13 protein-coding genes are annotated in these 16301 nt (G+C 70.6%); 6 read left to right on the top strand and 7 right to left on the bottom strand.

What is annotated here, in order from left to right:
• The first annotated feature begins 26 nt into the window (after positions 1 to 26).
• Complete coding sequence (locus AAFO60_RS16375; RefSeq protein ID WP_347957353.1) at positions 27 to 1652, top strand: DNA polymerase Y family protein; 1626 nt, start codon at positions 27 to 29, stop codon at positions 1650 to 1652.
• A 67-nt stretch (positions 1653 to 1719) separates the two neighbouring features.
• On the opposite strand, the gene AAFO60_RS16380 is transcribed toward AAFO60_RS16375, so the two are convergent.
• Positions 1720 to 2799 (bottom strand): alanine racemase, encoded by a 1080-nt coding sequence (locus AAFO60_RS16380; protein ID WP_347957293.1) that lies wholly within the window; start codon positions 2797 to 2799, stop codon positions 1720 to 1722.
• Between the two features lie 54 nt (positions 2800 to 2853).
• A complete protein-coding gene (locus tag AAFO60_RS16385; RefSeq protein ID WP_347957294.1) occupies positions 2854 to 4770 on the bottom strand; it encodes an SDR family oxidoreductase in 1917 nt (638 codons plus the stop codon).
• A gap of 187 nt (positions 4771 to 4957) precedes the next feature.
• On the opposite strand from AAFO60_RS16385, the gene AAFO60_RS16390 reads away from it, so the two are divergent.
• On the top strand, positions 4958 to 8242 hold the full coding sequence (locus AAFO60_RS16390) for an error-prone DNA polymerase (protein ID WP_347957295.1): 3285 nt from the start codon (positions 4958 to 4960) through the stop codon (positions 8240 to 8242).
• Between the two features lie 190 nt (positions 8243 to 8432).
• Complete coding sequence (nagB, locus tag AAFO60_RS16395) at positions 8433 to 9182, top strand: glucosamine-6-phosphate deaminase (protein WP_347957296.1); 750 nt, start codon at positions 8433 to 8435, stop codon at positions 9180 to 9182.
• Here nagB and AAFO60_RS16400 read toward each other — a convergent pair whose 3' ends face one another.
• On the bottom strand, positions 9183 to 10301 hold the full coding sequence (locus AAFO60_RS16400) for a citrate/2-methylcitrate synthase (RefSeq protein WP_347957297.1): 1119 nt from the start codon (positions 10299 to 10301) through the stop codon (positions 9183 to 9185). It abuts the gene before it with no gap.
• Positions 10302 to 10355: 54 nt separating this feature from the next.
• Here AAFO60_RS16400 and AAFO60_RS16405 point away from each other — a divergent pair, with 54 nt between their 5' ends.
• Positions 10356 to 11420, top strand: coding sequence for a citrate synthase (locus tag AAFO60_RS16405; RefSeq protein ID WP_347957298.1), 1065 nt, complete (start codon positions 10356 to 10358; stop codon positions 11418 to 11420).
• Positions 11421 to 11608: 188 nt separating this feature from the next.
• Here the strand turns inward: AAFO60_RS16405 and AAFO60_RS16410 are convergent, their stop codons facing one another.
• Positions 11609 to 12073, bottom strand: coding sequence for a tRNA (cytidine(34)-2'-O)-methyltransferase (locus AAFO60_RS16410; RefSeq protein ID WP_347957299.1), 465 nt, complete (start codon positions 12071 to 12073; stop codon positions 11609 to 11611).
• 53 nt (positions 12074 to 12126) lie between these two features.
• A complete protein-coding gene (locus tag AAFO60_RS16415; protein ID WP_347957300.1) occupies positions 12127 to 12360 on the bottom strand; it encodes a YgaP-like transmembrane domain in 234 nt (77 codons plus the stop codon).
• Positions 12361 to 12506: 146 nt separating this feature from the next.
• Here AAFO60_RS16415 and AAFO60_RS16420 point away from each other — a divergent pair, with 146 nt between their 5' ends.
• Both AAFO60_RS16420 and AAFO60_RS16425 read left to right on the top strand, forming a co-directional pair.
• Positions 12507 to 13364: a bifunctional methylenetetrahydrofolate dehydrogenase/methenyltetrahydrofolate cyclohydrolase gene (locus tag AAFO60_RS16420; RefSeq protein ID WP_347957301.1), complete on the top strand. Its 858-nt coding sequence runs from the start codon at positions 12507 to 12509 to the stop codon at positions 13362 to 13364.
• A 2-nt stretch (positions 13365 to 13366) separates the two neighbouring features.
• Positions 13367 to 13729 carry a DUF3017 domain-containing protein gene (locus AAFO60_RS16425; RefSeq protein WP_347957302.1) on the top strand — a complete coding sequence of 121 codons (363 nt, stop codon included), beginning with the start codon at positions 13367 to 13369 and terminating at the stop codon, positions 13727 to 13729.
• 58 nt (positions 13730 to 13787) lie between these two features.
• Here the strand turns inward: AAFO60_RS16425 and metX are convergent, their stop codons facing one another.
• Positions 13788 to 14948: a homoserine O-acetyltransferase MetX gene (gene metX, locus AAFO60_RS16430; RefSeq protein ID WP_347957303.1), complete on the bottom strand. Its 1161-nt coding sequence runs from the start codon at positions 14946 to 14948 to the stop codon at positions 13788 to 13790.
• A 33-nt stretch (positions 14949 to 14981) separates the two neighbouring features.
• Entirely contained in the window at positions 14982 to 16292 is a 1311-nt protein-coding gene (locus AAFO60_RS16435) for a bifunctional o-acetylhomoserine/o-acetylserine sulfhydrylase (protein WP_347957304.1), read from the bottom strand.
• Between the last annotated feature and the right edge of the window lie 9 nt (positions 16293 to 16301).

Genomic DNA, 16301 nt, shown 5'->3' on the forward strand with positions numbered 1-16301 from the left:
ACGAGGGGCCGGGCCGAGACGAGGGATTGGGCCGCCGAGTACTGGCGCTGTGGTGTCCGGACTGGCCGACGACGGCCGCGGCCGCCGCGGCCGGGCAGCACTCGGAGATCCCGACGGCGGTGCTGCGGGCGGGGACCGTCGAGGCGTGCTCGTACACGGCGCGGGCCGGCGGGGTCCGGCGGGGAATGCGCAAACGGCAGGCACAGGCACTGTGCCCGGACCTGGCGGTGTACGAGTCCGACCCCGACCGAGACGGGAGGTTGTTCGAACCGGTGGTCGCCGCGGTGACCGAGGTGGTGCCGATGACCGAGGTGCTGCGGCCGGGACTGGTCGTGGTGGCGGCGGATCGAGCCGCTCGGTTCTTCGGCGGTGAGGACCAGCTGGCCGAACGGCTCGTCGACGCGGTGGCAGAGCTGGGACGGCCCGGTGCTCCCGGAAGCGGTGGACCGGCCGGTCGGGGGCGAGGACCGGTCGGTCTCGGTGCGATGATCGGCGGCGTCACGGCCCGGGTCGGGGTGGCCGACCAGCTGTACACCGCGGTGCTGGCGGCGCGGTCCGGGCAGACTGTGCCGACGGGCTCGGACGCGGCCTATCTGGCGACGCGGCCGATCACCGACCTGACGGTGGAACCGGCGGTGAGCGGACCGGGTCGCGAGGCTCTGGTGAACCTGCTGTGGCGCATGGGTATTCGCACGCTGGGCGCTTTCGCCGAGCTGTCCGGCGCAGACGTCGCCTCCCGGTTCGACGGCGAAGCCATCACGGCGCACCGGCTGGCGAGGGGGCTGCCGGGACGTCGGCCCTCCCGGGCGCCGATCCCGCCGGAGCTGGAGGTGGAGCACCGCTGTGAGCCGCCGATCGACCGCATCGATGCGGCCGCCTTTCTGGGGCGTCGGCTGGCGCAGTCGTTGCACGAGCGCCTGTCGGAGGCGGCGTTGGCGTGCACCCGGCTGACCATTCACGCGTTCACCGAACGCGGACAACGGTATTCGCGTACGTGGCGATGTGCCGAACCGCTCACCCCGGAAGCCACGGCCGATCGAGTGCGCTGGCAGTTGGAGGGATGGCTGACGGGACGAGCCGCAGACGGCGACCCCCCCGACTCGCCGATCGCTCGGCTGGTGCTGGAGCCGGTGGAGGTGGTGAATCCCGGTGCCCTGCAGCATGCGCTGTCGGGGGCGGGGCTGCCGGGGGCGGTGGGTGACGGTCTGGGCGATCAAGCGCGGCGGGCACTGGTCCGCGTGCAGGGGCTGCTGGGCGGTGAGTCGGTCCGCGTCCCGGTGTGCAGCGGTGGGCGAGGCCCGGCCGAACAGGTGTCGTTGGTGGCCTTCGGCGACGAACTGCGGGCTCCGCGTGATCCCGCCGCGCCGTGGCCGGACCGGCTCGCCCGGCCGGCGCCGTCACTGCTCGCCCAGGTCGTCGCCGACGTGCTCGACGCCGCAGACCAGCCGGTGACGGTGACCGCGCGCGGTGCGTTCAGCGCCGAACCGGTGACGGTGCGGTTGGGCGGGCGCGCCTATCGGGTGCACTGGTGGGCCGGTCCGTGGTCGTTCGGTCCGGGCGATGCCCGGGCACAGATGCTGCTGGGGGATGGGCGCGCGCTGCTGCTCTGCTGCCGACAGTCGGACTGGCTCGTCGAAGGGATTTACGAGTGAGGGGCGGCGAACCCGGTTGTCCACAGATTCTCGCGAGTTGTCCACAACCGCCCCCGCGGAGTCCGGCTCACGAGTTCGCACCTCGGGCCACGACCGGCCACGGTTCCAGTTCCCCGTCCGGGGCGGTGCCCGCGTACAGCTCGTCGACCAGGTTGACCGCCGAACAGACGTGATTCGGGATCACCCGAACGGTCTCTCCGAGATCGGGTACCCGACCGTTCGGGGAACCGTCGGACGGCGGGAAGTCGACGACGGCGTGGTGCTCGGACAGCGATACGATCCGCGCGTCGAGGTGATCGGCCAGGCGCCCGAAACCGGTGGTCCAGCCCGGCCGGTCGGCGCCGAGGACTTTGCTGCCCGAGTCGAGCACGATCCGCCGGTCCGACCGACTGACCACGGTCGCGATCGCGGTCAGGGCGATGTCGTCGGCCGTGCAACTGCCGAGTTCGAGCTGTTGCGCGTCATAGAACGGGTAGACCCCGGGCCGCAACTCGGTCACCACCCCGGGGTCGGCGAGCCGGGCGGTCGGGGTGGAGCCGCCGCTGACCACCGGTGCGTCGAAGCCTGCGGCGCGCAGCGCGGCCACCGCCGTCGACAACGACTGCGCTTCCTGCGCGGCGGCGTCGGCGCGGGCCGTACCCGGTCCGTAGCCGTGACCGGGGAAGGTGAACACGCCGGCCACCGTGAGGCCGGCGTCCCGCGCCGCAATCGCCACATCGACGGCCTGCGCGGCGGTGATGCCGCTTCGGTGCATACCGGAATCGACCTCCACCAGCACCGATACCGGGACCTCGGACACCCCGGCGGCCAGCCGGGTGACCCCGGCGACGGAGTCGGCGCCGACCGAGAGCCGCACCCGGCGCGCCAACTCGCGCAGTCTGCGAGCCTTGTTCTCCGACGCCCAGAGCGGATAGGCGATGAACAGGTCATCCACCCCGAGGTCGGCGAGGGCCTCGGCCTCACCGATGGTCGCGACCGTCAGTCCCACCGCGCCGGCGCCGAGTTGGCGGTGGGCGATCTGAGCGCACTTGTGGGTCTTGGCGTGCGGCCGGAGCGCGACGCGATGCCGCGCGGCCCAGTCGGCCATCGCGGCGATGTTGCGATCGAGGCGGTCGACGTCGACGAACAGGAACGGGGTATCGGGCATACCTGATCGTGGCATGCCGGGCCGGCCGCGGCGGATCCGGAGGCGCCGAAGACCTCAGCCCTTGCGGCCGAGCGCGGCGTCGGACTCCTCGTTCAACAGGAAGTCCTGGTGCAGGAGCCGGTTGGTGAGCGAGGGCGCGGCGTGATGGCCGAAGTCGATGAGGTCGCCGAGCACGGTATTGACCCGTTTGGGCCGGTCGATCATCGCGCGCAGCACGCGGTGGGCGGCCTTGTCGACACTCCAGATGCCTCGTACGGTGTCGTAGGCGTTGGTCGGGACGATCATCCGGGTGCGGGTCAGCGGGATCCGGACGTTGCTGAACGTGACGTGATCGGAGAGCGTTTCGGCGCCGGTCGCATCGCTGAACGCCTCCAGCGCCGCCTTCGAGGCGGCGTACGCGCCGAACCGGGGAGCCCGGCTCTGCACTTCGATCGAGGAGACGTTCACGATGTGCCCGGACTGGCGGGCGATCATGTGCGGCAGCAGCGCCAGGGTCAGGTAGACGGCGCCGAAGTAGTTGACGGCCATGATGCGGTGGTAGTCGTGCGAGCGGTCGACGGCGTTGGCGGTGGCCCGGCGAATGGAGCGGCCGGCGTTGTTGACCAGGAGGTCGACGTGATCGTGCTCGCTGATCACCGACTTCACCAGCGTTGCGACAGCGGACTCGTCGGTGATGTCGGCGGGGTAGGCGTAGGCGCGGCCGAGGGGCAGACCGGGCTTGGGGACCTCGGCCTCGAGTTCGGCCGCCGTCTCGACGAGCTGCTCGGCGCTGCGCGCCACGAGGAAGACCGTGGCACCGCGCCGGATGCACATGCGGGCGGTGGCGCGCCCGATGCCCGACGACGCCCCGGTGATCAGGATGTGCTTGCCGACCAGCGGTCCGCGCGGATCGTCGCGCCGGTGGCGCGCCGGATCCAGATGGTCGTACCAGTACCGCCAGAGTCGCGGCCCGTACTCGAACAGGTCCGGTATCGACACCCCGAACTCGGCCAGAACCGCCGTCGTCGTCTCGCTGCGGAAGGTGACGGGCAGGGCGGCGAGGTCGAGGATCTCCGGCGGTATGCCCGCCTGTGCCGCGACCAGGTCGCGAGCCGGCCGCAACGGGCCGCGACCGGTGACCGACAGGATCGGGCGCACCACCGCCGCGGGCAGCGCGGTGAACCCGCGCGGGCCGTCGAAGGCGGGGGAGAGGGCGTTGAACAGCTCGGTGATCGACCGCTGCCGAGGATCGGCCAGATGGAAGGCCAGGCCGCTGCGGCCGGGCTGAACCCCGAGCAGGGTGACGATCGCCTCGGCGACGAAGTCGACGGGCACCAGATTGAGGTGGCCCACGTCGGGCATCGGCATCGGCAGGAACGAGGGCAGCTGGCGCAGTGATGAGAGATGGCCGAAGAAGTAGTAGGGGCCGTCGGCCCGGTCCGTCGCGCCGGTGTGCGAGTCGCCGACCACCGCGGACGGCCGGTAGATCCGCCACGTCAGTCCCTCTGTCTCCCGGATGAGGCGTTCGGCGTCGAACCGGGTGCGGTGGCAGCCGCTCGGCAGCGTCTGGCCGAGGTCGAAGTCGTTCTCGGTGAAATCGCCGTCGTGATCACCGGCCACCGCGATCGACGAGAGGTGATGCAGCATCGCGCCGTGGGCCACGGCGAACTCCGCGACGCGGCGCGTGCCGTCGACGTTGACCTGCCGCTGCAGATCCTCGTCTGCGGTCACATCGTGCACGGCCGCCAAGTGGATGACGTGGTCGAACGGGCCGAGGTCGTCGCGGATCCCCAGCGCGTCCTCGGTGAGGTCGCCGACCACGCTGACGACGCGGTCGCCGCCGTCGAGCTTCGCCATCGTCTCGGCGAAACGGTGCATCGATCCGGCACGCACCAGCGCGTAGACCCGGGCGTCGGCATCTGCGCTCAGGAGTCGTTGCACCACCGTGCGGCCGATGAATCCGCCGCCGCCGGTCACGAAGTAGCTCGTCACGCGGGCCAGCGTCTCACAGATTCGTTCGACATCGAAGGATTTGTCGGCGGGTTGCCCGCGGGTGATCGACTCTTGGCACACGCTTGCGGTGAGCGCACCGCGTCGAGAAGCCGAGGTCGGGCGGCTGCCGTCGCCTCCCGGCAGGCACGCACTGGACTGTATCGAACACCAGTTCTATGATTGCCGGGTGGGCTGGAACAACGGGCCGCCGACTTGGTCGGAGATGGAGCGGGTGCTGTCGGGGCGCGCACCGGCTCCCGGTGACCGCCGCGGCGAGACCTTCCCGCCTGCCTTCAACGGGGCGGGGCCGCCGGGCGACGGCGGCGATTCGCCTGCGTGGTCGCGCAAGCGGGGCGCCTACCGAGCCGCCGACATCGAGTTCGGTGAGTCGACGGTCCCGTATGCGGAGCTGCACGCGCACAGCGCTTACAGCTTCCTCGACGGTGCGTCGATGCCCGAGGCGATGGTCGAGGAGGCGCAGCGGCTGGGGCTGCGCGGTCTGGCGCTGACCGATCACGACGGCTTCTACGGGGTGGTCCGGTTCGCCGAGGCCGCTCGAGAGTTCGGGATGCCGACGGTGTTCGGCGCGGAACTGTCGCTGCAGCGCGACAGCGCGCGGGCCGGCGCGGTGGATCCGCCGGGCGAGCACCTGCTGGTCCTGGCCCGACGCGATGAGGGCTACCGACGACTGTCGAGGGTGATCGCCGACGCGCACATGAGCGGCGGTCAGAAGGGGCTGCTGCGCTACGACGCCGACGCGATCGCCGAGCATGCGGCGGCCGGACACTGGCAGATCCTCACCGGCTGTCGCAAGGGGTCGGTCCGCCGCGCCCTCGACCGCGGCGGCGCGTCGGCGGCCGACGTCGCGCTGGGGGAGATGATCGATCGGTTCGGTGTCGGGAACGTCGCCGTCGAGCTCAGTCCGGGGCCCGGATCCGACGACGATGAGCGCAACGCGATCCTGGCGTCGTTGGCCGCGGTCCACCGGGTGCCGACCGTGGCGACCACCGGCGCGCACTTCGCGGGACCGTCGGCCGGCAGGCTGGCGACGTCGTTGGCCGCGATCCGCGCCCGCACCGACATGGCGACCATCGACGGCTGGCTGCCCGGCATCGGCGGTGCCCATCTGCGCAGTGGTGACGAGATGGTGCGACTGCTGCCCGCGCACCGCGAGGCGATCGAGCACGCGGTCGCCCTGGCCGACGACTGCGCCTTCTCGCTCGCGCTCATCGCCCCCGAACTGCCGCCCTTCGACGTGCCCGCCGGGCACACCGAGGCGAGCTGGCTGCGGGAGCTCACCGAGGCAGGCGCGCGCGACCGCTTCGGCACCAGGCAGCAGCGACCGGACGCCTATCGGCAGATCGACCACGAGCTGGCGATCATCACCGCGCTCACCTTCCCCGGCTACTTCCTGGTGGTCCACGACATCGTCGCGTTCTGCAGACGCAGCGACATCCTGTGTCAGGGGCGGGGCAGCGCCGCCAACTCGGCGGTCTGCTACGCGCTCGGCATCACCAACGTCGACCCGGTCGCCAACCACCTGCTCTTCGAGCGCTTCCTCTCGCCCGAGCGCGACGGTCCGCCCGACATCGACGTCGACATCGAGTCCGACCGTCGCGAGGAAGTGATCCAGTACGTCTACGCCAAACACGGCCGCAGTCACAGCGCGCAGGTCGCCAACGTGATCACCTACCGCGGCCGGTCGGCGATCCGCGACACCGCCCGCGCGCTCGGCTACGCCACCGGGCAGCAGGACGCGTGGAGCAAGGTCCCCGATTCCGCGCCCGACGACGTCCGCGAGCTCGCGGCGCAGATCTCGTCGCTGCCACGGCATCTGGGCATCCACTCGGGCGGCATGGTGATCTGCGACCGGCCGATCGCCGACGTGTGCCCCACCGAGTGGGCGCGGATGGCCGGCCGCAGCGTCCTGCAGTGGGACAAGGACGACTGCGCGGCGGTCGGGCTGGTGAAGTTCGACCTGCTGGGTCTGGGCATGCTGTCGGCGCTGCACTACATGATCGACCTGGTCGCCGAGCACAAGGGGATCGAGGTGGAGCTGGCCCGCCTCGATCTGTCGGAGACCGCGGTCTACGACATGCTGTGCCGCGCCGACTCGGTGGGCGTCTTCCAGGTGGAGTCGCGGGCCCAGATGGCGACGCTGCCGCGACTGCGACCGCGCAACTTCTACGACCTGGTGGTGGAGGTGGCGCTGATCCGCCCCGGCCCCATCCAGGGCGGCTCGGTGCACCCGTACCTGCGGCGGCGCAACGGCCTGGAGAGTCCCGAGCCCGAGCATCCGTCGATGAACGCCGCACTCGGCCGGACCCTCGGGATCCCCCTGTTCCAGGAGCAGCTGATGCAGGTGGCGCGCGATGTCGCCGGATTCGACGCGGCCGAGGCCGACCAGCTGCGCCGGGCGATGGGCTCCAAGCGATCGCCCGAGAAGATGCAGCGGCTGCGGCAGCGCTTCTACGACGGGATGCGCCAGACCAACGGCATCACCGGCGAACTCGCCGACCGCATCTACGAGAAGATGGCCGCCTTCGCCAACTTCGGTTTCCCGGAGAGCCATTCGCAGAGCTTCGCGTCGCTGGTCTTCTATTCGGCGTGGTTCAAACTGCATCATCCGGCGGCGTTCTGCGCGGGACTGCTGCGGGCGCAGCCGATGGGCTTCTACTCGCCGCAATCGCTGGTGGCCGACGCGCGTCGCCACGGGGTGCAGGTGCACCGACCGGACATCAACTCCTCACCGGTGCAGGCGGGACTGGAGAACGACGGCCTCGACGTGCGGATCGGTCTGGGCGCGGTCCGCGGTCTCGGCGACGACGCCGCCGCGCGGATCGTCGCCGCCCGCGTCGGCGGATCCTTCACCTCGGTGTCGGACCTGTCGCGACGGGCCGCGCTCACGACGCCGCAGCTGGAGTCGTTGGCGACCGCGGGAGCGTTCGAGAGCCTGGGGCTGGACCGCCGCGCGGCGCTGTGGGAGACCGGGGTGATCGCGGGCCGGGAGGATCAACTCGACCTCGTCTCGCCGCGGTCGGCGCCGATGCTGCCGGGGATGTCGGAGGTGGAGACGACGGCCGTCGACGCGCTGGCGACCGGGATCTCGCCGCGGTCGTACCCCACCGAGTATCTGCGACCGCGGCTCGACGCGCTGGGAGTGGTCCCGGCCGACCGGTTGCTGTCGGTTCCCGACGGGACGCGGGTGCTGGTGGGCGGGGCGGTGACGCATCGGCAGCGGCCCGCCACCGCCTCGGGGGTCACGTTCGTGAATCTCGAGGACGAGACCGGCATGGTCAACGTGGTGTGCTCGGTGGGGCTGTGGGCGCGCTACCGCAAGCTCGCGCAGACGTCGTCGGCGCTGCTGATCCGCGGCAGGGTGCAGAACGCCGAGGGGGCGGTGACCGTGGTCGCCGACCGGCTGCAGAAGCTCGACCTGAAGATCGGGACCCGGTCACGCGACTGGTGTTGACGCCGATCGCCCCCGAGGGACAGCCGACGCGGTCCCCGCACGGGCGGTGTCAGAGGAATCGGTGATAATGGTCGAAGTCGACGGCGGGGGCGACGAGTCTCGCCCATCGTGACGGGAAAGTCGCAGGCAGGGACGTCGCAGGTGAGTAAGTCGCGGACAGGCGAGTCGCGGACAAGGAAGCAGGGAGCGCATGGAGATCGTGATCGTTGACCGTCCCGAGCAGGTGATGGCCGACATCATCGCCGACGCGGTGCGGGGCGGCGCCTCGACCCTCGGTCTGGCGACGGGCTCCTCACCGGTGCCGACCTACACCGAACTCATCCGCCGCCACACCGAGGAGGGACTGTCCTTCGCGGGGATCGACGCGGTCCTGCTCGACGAGTACGTCGGCCTGCCTCCCACCCACCCGCAGTCGTACGCCCGCTTCATCCGCGACACCTTCACCGATCACATCGACATCGGCGACGTCCACTCCCCGGACGCGATGGCGACCGACAGTCGGGCCGCGGCGCGCGCCTACGACGAGTTGATCGCCGACCTCGGGCCGGTCGACGTTCAGATCCTCGGGATCGGCAGCAACGGCCACATCGGCTTCAACGAGCCGTCGTCGTCGCTGACCTCGCGCAGCCGCGTCAAGACGCTCACCGAGAAGACGCGGCAGGACAATGCGCGCTTCTTCGAATCCTTCGACCAGGTGCCCCGGCATGCGCTCACCCAGGGGCTCGGAACGATCTGCGAGGCGAAGCACCTGGCGCTCGTCGCCACCGGCGAGGGCAAGGCGGAGGCGATCGCCCGGGCGGTGGAGGGACCGCTGTCCGCGTCGTGCCCGGCATCGATTCTGCAGTGGCATCCGCATGCGACGGTGGTCGTCGACCCCGCCGCCGCCGGCAGACTCCGCGAGGTCGAGTACTACCGATACGTGTACGCGAACAAGCCTTAGTCAGCGCCGTGGTTCGGGGCCCACGTACCGCGCTGACGGGCGGATGATCTTGCCTTCGGCGGCCTGTTCGAGGATGTTCGCCGTCCACCCGACGATGCGCGCCACCGCGAAGGTCGGCGTGAACATCGCGGGCGGCAGGCCCACCTCGTGCATCAGCACACCCGCGTAGAACTCGACGTTCGCGTACAACTGCCGGTCGGGTTTGAGTTCTGCCATCGCGGACTCGATCTCGGCTTCCACCGCGACCGCCTGTCGGACCAGCGGGGAGTCGTATCGGGAGGTGACGACCGCCTTCAACAGTTCCGCGCGCGGATCGTGGGTGCGATAGACGGCGTGACCGAAGCCCATGATGACGTGCCCGGCGGCGATCCGATCACGGACCCACTCGCGGGTGTTGGCCGGATCGCCGATCGCTTCGAGCGCGGCGAGGGCCCGGCCGGGCGCTCCGCCGTGCAAGGGCCCCAGGAAGGCGCCGAGGGCGCCCAGGAGCGAGGACGTCATGTCCGACCCGGACGATGCGACCACCCGGCCGGCGAAGGTCGAGGCGTTGAATCCGTGGTCGACGGTGGTGACCAGATAGGTCTGCAACGCGCTGACCGCCTCGTCGTCGGCGGTGCCGGTCGCCATTCGCAGATAGTCGGCGGCGTGCCCGGCCGCCGGATCGGCGTCGAGCACGTCGAGGCCGCGCGCCAACCGGTGGGCCGCGGCGATGATCGACGGGGTGAGGGCGGTGTATCGCAGCGCGGACTGGAGCCGTTCCGCGTCGGGGAGGTCGAACAGCGGGCGCTCCCGGAGGCCCTCGGCCGCCAGGGCCACGCGCAGCGCGGCGAGCGGTTCCACGTCGGGGGTGACGATCCGGCGCAGCAGGTCGACGGTCGCGCCGTCGAGCACTCGCAGCTCGCCGACGCGCTTCGCGAACTCCGCCGACCGATCGGCGTCGGGGAGTTCGCGAAGCAGCATCAGATGCCAGACGTCCTCGAAGGTCGACGACTGAGCGAGCTGCGTCGCGTCGTATCGGCGGTAGTGGTAGAAGCCCTCGTCACCTCGGACATCGCCGATCGCGGTATCGGTCACGGCCACGTTCTTCAGGCCCCTGGGAACGGTGATCAATGCGGTCATGTCTGCGAGTCTGCGCGTGTTGATCAACATCTGCAATGTTGATTGAATCAAGGGGTGGAACGATGGATCACCACCTCGGAGGCTGCGGCGAGGCTCGGCGTCAAGAGGGGCACGCTCTACTCGTATGTGAGCCGCGGGGTGCTGACGTCGCGGCGGATGCCGGGGCAGGCGGAGTCGCTGTTCGACCGGACTCAGATCGACTCGCTGGCGGCGGCCAAGCACGACGGTCGCCGCGCCGGCGATCGTCTGCTCCGGTTCCGGGCGGTCAGCACCTCGGTGTCGGCGATTCGTGACGACCGCCTGTACTACCGCGGCCGCGACCTCCGCGACGTCTGCGCCGAGCTGGATTTCGCGGGCGCGGCCGCCCTGGTGCTCGACGAAGACCGCCCGCACGCGGTGCCCGACATCGAGGTGAGCGCGGTCGGCGCCGTTTCCGTCGAGCGGCGGATTCCGCTGGTCGTGGCGCTCGTGGCGGCGTCGGACCCGTTGCGTGGCGACCTCACCGCGACCGGCGGCCGCGTCCTGCGGCTCCTGCCCAAACTGCGCGAGGCCGTACCCGAGATCGACTTCGCCGATCCGTGGATCGACCTGCTCGCGACCGTGCTGATCGACAACGGGCTGGCGGCGTCGACCACGGCGGCCCGCGTGGCGGCCTCGGCGCGGGCCGGTGTCTTCGATGCACTGCTGGCCGGCTACGCGGCGTTGGCGGGGCCCCTGCACGGAGGTGCACCGGCGTCCTCGCGGGCGCTGCTCGACGCGGTGGTCGCCGGGACCGATGTCGATCGGGCGCTCGCCGACGCCGTCGTCGACGGCCGTGTTCCCGGTTTCGGCCATGTGATCTACGAGGGCCGAGATCCACGCGCGGAGATCCTGGTCCGTCGAATCGAGGCCGACCGGCCCGGTCTGCCTGCGCTGCGGGCGGCGGAGGCCATCGAGCGGCGAGTCGGCAGACCGATGAACGTCGACTTCGCCGGTGCGGTCGTCACGCACGAGCTCGCGCTGCCGCCGCGGGCGGGGGAGGTGCTGTTCCAGTACGCGCGGACCGTCGGGATGGCGGCGCATGTGGCCGAGGAGTACGGTGAGGCGCCGCTGCGATGGCGCGGCAGCCGGACCGGATGAGGGGCGAGCTCGCGGAGACGGTCCGCGGCCGGGGCCGCCGGCTCGCGTGCTGCGGCAATCAGGACGCGGCAATCAGGACGCGGCAATCAGGACGCGGCAATCAGGACGCTCAGTACCCACTGCCGGCAATGTGCCGGCGGAGTGCGGTGAGCGTCCTGATTCCAGCGATACCTCCTACCCGGCGGCTTCTACACGGCGCCGTCGAACCCGTGCTGACGCCAGGCCTCGTACAGGGCGACGCTGGTCGCGTTCGCTAGATTCATCGAGCGTCGGTCGGCGAGCATCGGAATGCGCAGACGGTCGGTGACGTGCGGATCGGCCAGCACCTCGTCCGGCAGGCCCGTCGGCTCGGGGCCGAAGAGCAGGACGTCGCCCGGTTCGTAGGCGACGTCGGTGTGGAAGCGGGTGGCGTGCGCGGTGAAGGCGAAGACCCGCTTCGGCGCGAGCGCCGCCCACGCGGTCGGCAGGTCGGGGTGGACCGTCACGTGTGCCATCTCGTGGTAGTCGAGGCCGGCCCGGCGCACCTGCGCGTCGGTCATGGTGAAGCCGAGCGGCTCGATCAAGTGCAGTTCACAGCCGGTGTTGGCCGCTATGCGGATCGCATTGCCGGTGTTGGGTGGGATGCAGGGCTGAAAGAAGACGATCCGGAACACGCACTGAAGCCTACGCGGGGTCTGTCGGCCTGCGCGGGGTGCATCGCCCCTCGTCAGCGGCCGGGGACGGCGCAGGCGGTGTGGGGGAGGCCGAGCTTGCCCATCACGAATGATGCCGGGCACCAACCGGCGGCGGAGTAGAAGGCCAGGTTCGCGGCGACGAAACCGGTGAGGATCAGCCACCACGGGCCAAACGCGACGACCAGCGCGATGCTGATCGCGATCACGATCGCCGCCATCAACGGAACGGCGCGTTCGACGGTCATCGGGCGAGAGGTCTTGCTCATGGGCTTCTCCTAGCGTTGGAAGTCCCCGAACTATACCCCCAGGGGTATATGAACTGCTGTGAGGTGGCTCTCGCCGTGCGCGGGCGGCGGCGCGAACTGCCGCCCGCGGTGCGGCAGGGGGCCCGAAAGTGGAACAATGGTGCCTCGTGACGGCGATTCGACTGGACGGCAAACTCACCCGCGACGAGATCTTCACCGACCTGCAGGCCCGCGTGGCTCGCCTGCACGAGGCGGGCATCACGCCCGGGCTCGGAACCGTGCTGGTGGGAGACGATCCCGGCTCGCACTCGTACGTGAAGGGCAAGCACTCCGACTGCGCGAAGGTCGGAATCGCCTCGATCCGCAAGGATCTGCCCGCAGATGCGACCACCGAACAGCTCAACGCGGCCATCGACGAGCTGAACGCCGATCCCGCGTGCACCGGCTACATCGTGCAGTTGCCGCTGCCCAAGCACCTCGACGAGAACGCGGCGCTGGAGCGGATCGCCCCGGAGAAGGACGCCGACGGCCTGCACCCGATCAACCTCGGACGCCTCGTGCTGGGCAAGGAGTCGACCCTGCCGTGCACCCCGCGCGGCGTGATCCACCTGCTGCGTCGGTACGACATCCCCCTCGACGGCGCCCGCGTCACCGTCGTCGGACGCGGCGTCACCATCGGTCGCCCGATCGGCCTGCTGCTGACCCGGCGCAGTGAGAACTCCACGGTCACCCTCTGCCACACCGGCACCCGCGATCTCGCCGCCGAAGTGAGCCGCGCCGACATCGTCGTCGCGGCCGCGGGCGTGCCGCACCTGATCACCGCCGACATGGTGAAGCCGGGCGCCGCGGTCGTCGACGTGGGCGTCAGCCGCACCGAGGCCGGCCTGACCGGCGACGTGCACCCCGACGTGTGGGAGGTCGCCGGAGCGGTCTCGCCGAACCCCGGCGGAGTGGGACCGCTGACCCGGGCCTTCCTGCTGGCGAACGTCGTCGAGCGGGCCGAAGCGCAGCTGGCGCAGGGCTGACGATGGTAGCCGACGGCTCCGAGGCCGCTCCGGACGGCGGCCGATCGGCCGCCGCACCGGAGCGGATCGAGTCGATCCGCCGGGCCCGCAAACTGCACGGGTTCATCATCAACATCCCGTACTACACCGTGCTCGTGGTGATCGCGATCGCCGCGCTCCTGGTCCTCATCGACCGATGGCGCCGGGGTGCCTTCGTGTTCGGTGCCGCCATGCTGCTCGGCGCGGTGTTCCGCGCCTTCCTCCCGGCTCAGCGGGTCGGGTTGCTGCAGATCCGCAGCCGCGCCTTCGACATCGGGGCGATGGCCGCTCTCGGCGGCACCGTCCTGTGGCTGGCGACCTCGATCGACTCGCTCGGCACGGCATAGCGGGGGCGGACGGCGGCCCGCAAGACTGGGGCCCGCAAGACGATCGCCGACCCGGCGGCTACCGGCGCCCGAGCGCCTTGCGGGCCAGGTCCATGGTCTCGGCGAGCAGTTCCCGGACGGGCTCGAACTCGGTGAGGAAGCCGTCGTGGCCCGCGTCCGACCGCACCACGCGCAGGCCCCCGACACTGTTCCCGAGCCCGCGGGTGAGCTCTTCCTGCTGATAGAGCGGGTACAGGCGATCGGAGTCGATCCCGCCGACGATGGTCGGCACGGTGCAGGCGCCGAGCGCGGCCTCGACGCCACCGCGACCGCGGCCGACGTCGTGGTTGTTCAACACGTCCGACAGGACGACGTAGCTGCCCGGGTCGAAGCGCCGCTTGAGCTTCTCCGCCTGGTGCTCCAGATAGCTGGCGACGGCGTAGCGACCGTCGACGAGCGGATCCTCGTCGCCCTGCGGGTGGTTCTCGAAGCGCTCGTCGAGTTCGCGGTCGTTGCGGTAGCTCAGATGCGCGATGCGGCGGGCGACGCCCATCCCGGTGCTGGGGGAGCGGCCGGTGCCGTAGTAGTCACCGCCCTGCCAGTCCGGGTCGGCCTTGATGGCCTCGATCTGCGTGGTCTGGGTGCCGATCTGGTCGGCGCTGGCACGTGCGCCCACCGCCAGGACCAGTGCCGCGCCGACTCGGTCCGGGTACGAGACGGCCCATTCGAGAGCGCGGGCGCCGCCCATCGAGCCGCCCGCGACGGCGGCGAAACGAGTGATTCCGAGGGCCTGGAAGGCGACGGCCTCCGAGCGGACCAGGTCGCGGACGGTCAGCCGCGGGAACCGTGATCCCCACGGCCTGCCGTCCGGCGCCGTGGAGCCGGGTCCGGTGGAGCCGAAGCATCCGCCGATCGCATTGGGGGCCAGGACGCACCACTCGTCGGTGTCGACGGCCAGGCCCGGACCGATCAATCCGTCCCACCATCCGGTCATCGAGAACCGGTCGTCGGCGGGGCCGGTGACGTGGGAGTTGCCGGTCAGCGCGTGCAATGCGAGGACGATGTTGTCCCGTGCGGCGTTCGGGGTGCCCCACTTCTGGAAGGTGACGGTGACATCGGCGAGGACGGCACCCGAATCGAGTGCCAGATCGCCGATCGAGACGTCGGTCTGCGTCCCGTCGGGCCGCGTGGGCCAGTCGGGGACGCTCACCGTCGTGGCCGGGTCGATGCTCACCGACACCGGACCTCTCCCTTCCGTGGTGAAGACAATCGTCTACTCGACGCCGGCGGCTGCGGCGAATCCCGCGGTCAGGTCGGCGAGGATGTCGTCGATGCCCTCGATGCCGACCGCCAGCCGCACCAGGCCGGGCGTGACGCCCGCGGACAGCTGCTCTTCGGCCGACAGCTGGCTGTGCGTGGTGGACGCCGGGTGGATCACCAGCGAGCGCACATCACCGATGTTGGCGACGTGGCTGTGCAGCGACAACCCGTTGACGAACGCCTTGCCCGCCTCCACGCCGCCGGCGATTTCGAAGCTGACGATCGCCCCCGCGCCCTTCGGCAGCAGCTTCTGCGCGCGCTCGTAGTAGGGCGACGAGGGCAGTCCGGCGTACGAGACCGAGGTGACCTGATCGTTGGCTTCCAGGAACTCGGCGACCTTCTGCGCGTTCGCCACGTGGCGCTCCACGCGCAGGCTCAGGGTCTCGATGCCCTGGGCCAGCAGGAAGGCGTTGAACGGGGAGATCGCGGCACCGGTGTCGCGCAGCAGCTGCGTGCGGGCCTTGAGCGCGAACGCCGGGGCGCCGAGGTCGGCGAAGACGACGCCGTTGTAGCTCGGGTCCGGGGTGGTGAAGCCGGGGAACAGGTCCTGACCGTCGCGCTGGGCCCGCCAGTCGAAGTTGCCGCTGTCGATGATGACGCCGGCGATCGAGGTGCCGTGACCGCCGATGTACTTGGTGGCCGAGTGCACGACGATGTCGGCGCCGTACTCGATCGGGTTCAGCAGGTACGGGGTAGCGACGGTGTTGTCGACGATCAGCGGCAGGCTGTTGTCGTGGGCCACCCCGGCGAGTCCCTCGATGTCGAGGATCTGGTTGTGCGGGTTGGCGATCGTCTCGGCGAACACCGCGCGCGTGTTCGGCTTGATCGCGGCGCGCCACGAATCGAGGTCGTCGGGATCCTCCACGAAGGTGACCTCGATGCCGAACTTGGGCAGCGTGTAGTTGAAGAGGTTGAACGTGCCGCCGTAGATGCGCGGGCTGGTGACCACGTGGCCGCCGGCCTCGACGGCGTTCATGATCGAGTAGGTGGTCGCCGCCATTCCCGAGGCCACGAGCAGCGCCGCGACGCCGCCGCCGAGGGCCGCCAGTCGCTGTTCGACGGCGTCCTCGGTCGGGTTCATGATGCGGGTGTAGATGTTGCCCGGCTCGGCCAGCGCGAACAGGTTCGCCGCGTGGTCGGTGTCGTCGAAGACGAACGAGGTGGTCTGGTAGATCGGAAGGGCACGGGCCTTGGTCGTCGAATCGACCACCTGACCGGCGTGCACCTGGGTGGTCTCGAAGCTCCAATTTGCGGCGTCAGACATGGACGTCAA

The organism is Gordonia aichiensis (assembly GCF_039946255.1).
GTDB lineage: Bacteria > Actinomycetota > Actinomycetes > Mycobacteriales > Mycobacteriaceae > Gordonia > Gordonia aichiensis_A.

Excerpts from the sequence above, each read along its gene's own strand:
- AAFO60_RS16380 (WP_347957293.1), bottom strand. The coding sequence starts at position 2,799 with ATGCCCGATACCCCGTTCCTGTTCGTCGACGTCGACCGCCTCGATCGC.
- nagB (WP_347957296.1), top strand. The coding sequence starts at position 8,433 with ATGGAGATCGTGATCGTTGACCGTCCCGAGCAGGTGATGGCCGACATC.
- AAFO60_RS16400 (WP_347957297.1), bottom strand. The coding sequence starts at position 10,301 with ATGACCGCATTGATCACCGTTCCCAGGGGCCTGAAGAACGTGGCCGTG.
- AAFO60_RS16415 (WP_347957300.1), bottom strand. The coding sequence starts at position 12,360 with ATGAGCAAGACCTCTCGCCCGATGACCGTCGAACGCGCCGTTCCGTTG.
- AAFO60_RS16425 (WP_347957302.1), top strand. The coding sequence starts at position 13,367 with ATGGTAGCCGACGGCTCCGAGGCCGCTCCGGACGGCGGCCGATCGGCC.
- AAFO60_RS16435 (WP_347957304.1), bottom strand. The coding sequence starts at position 16,292 with ATGTCTGACGCCGCAAATTGGAGCTTCGAGACCACCCAGGTGCACGCC.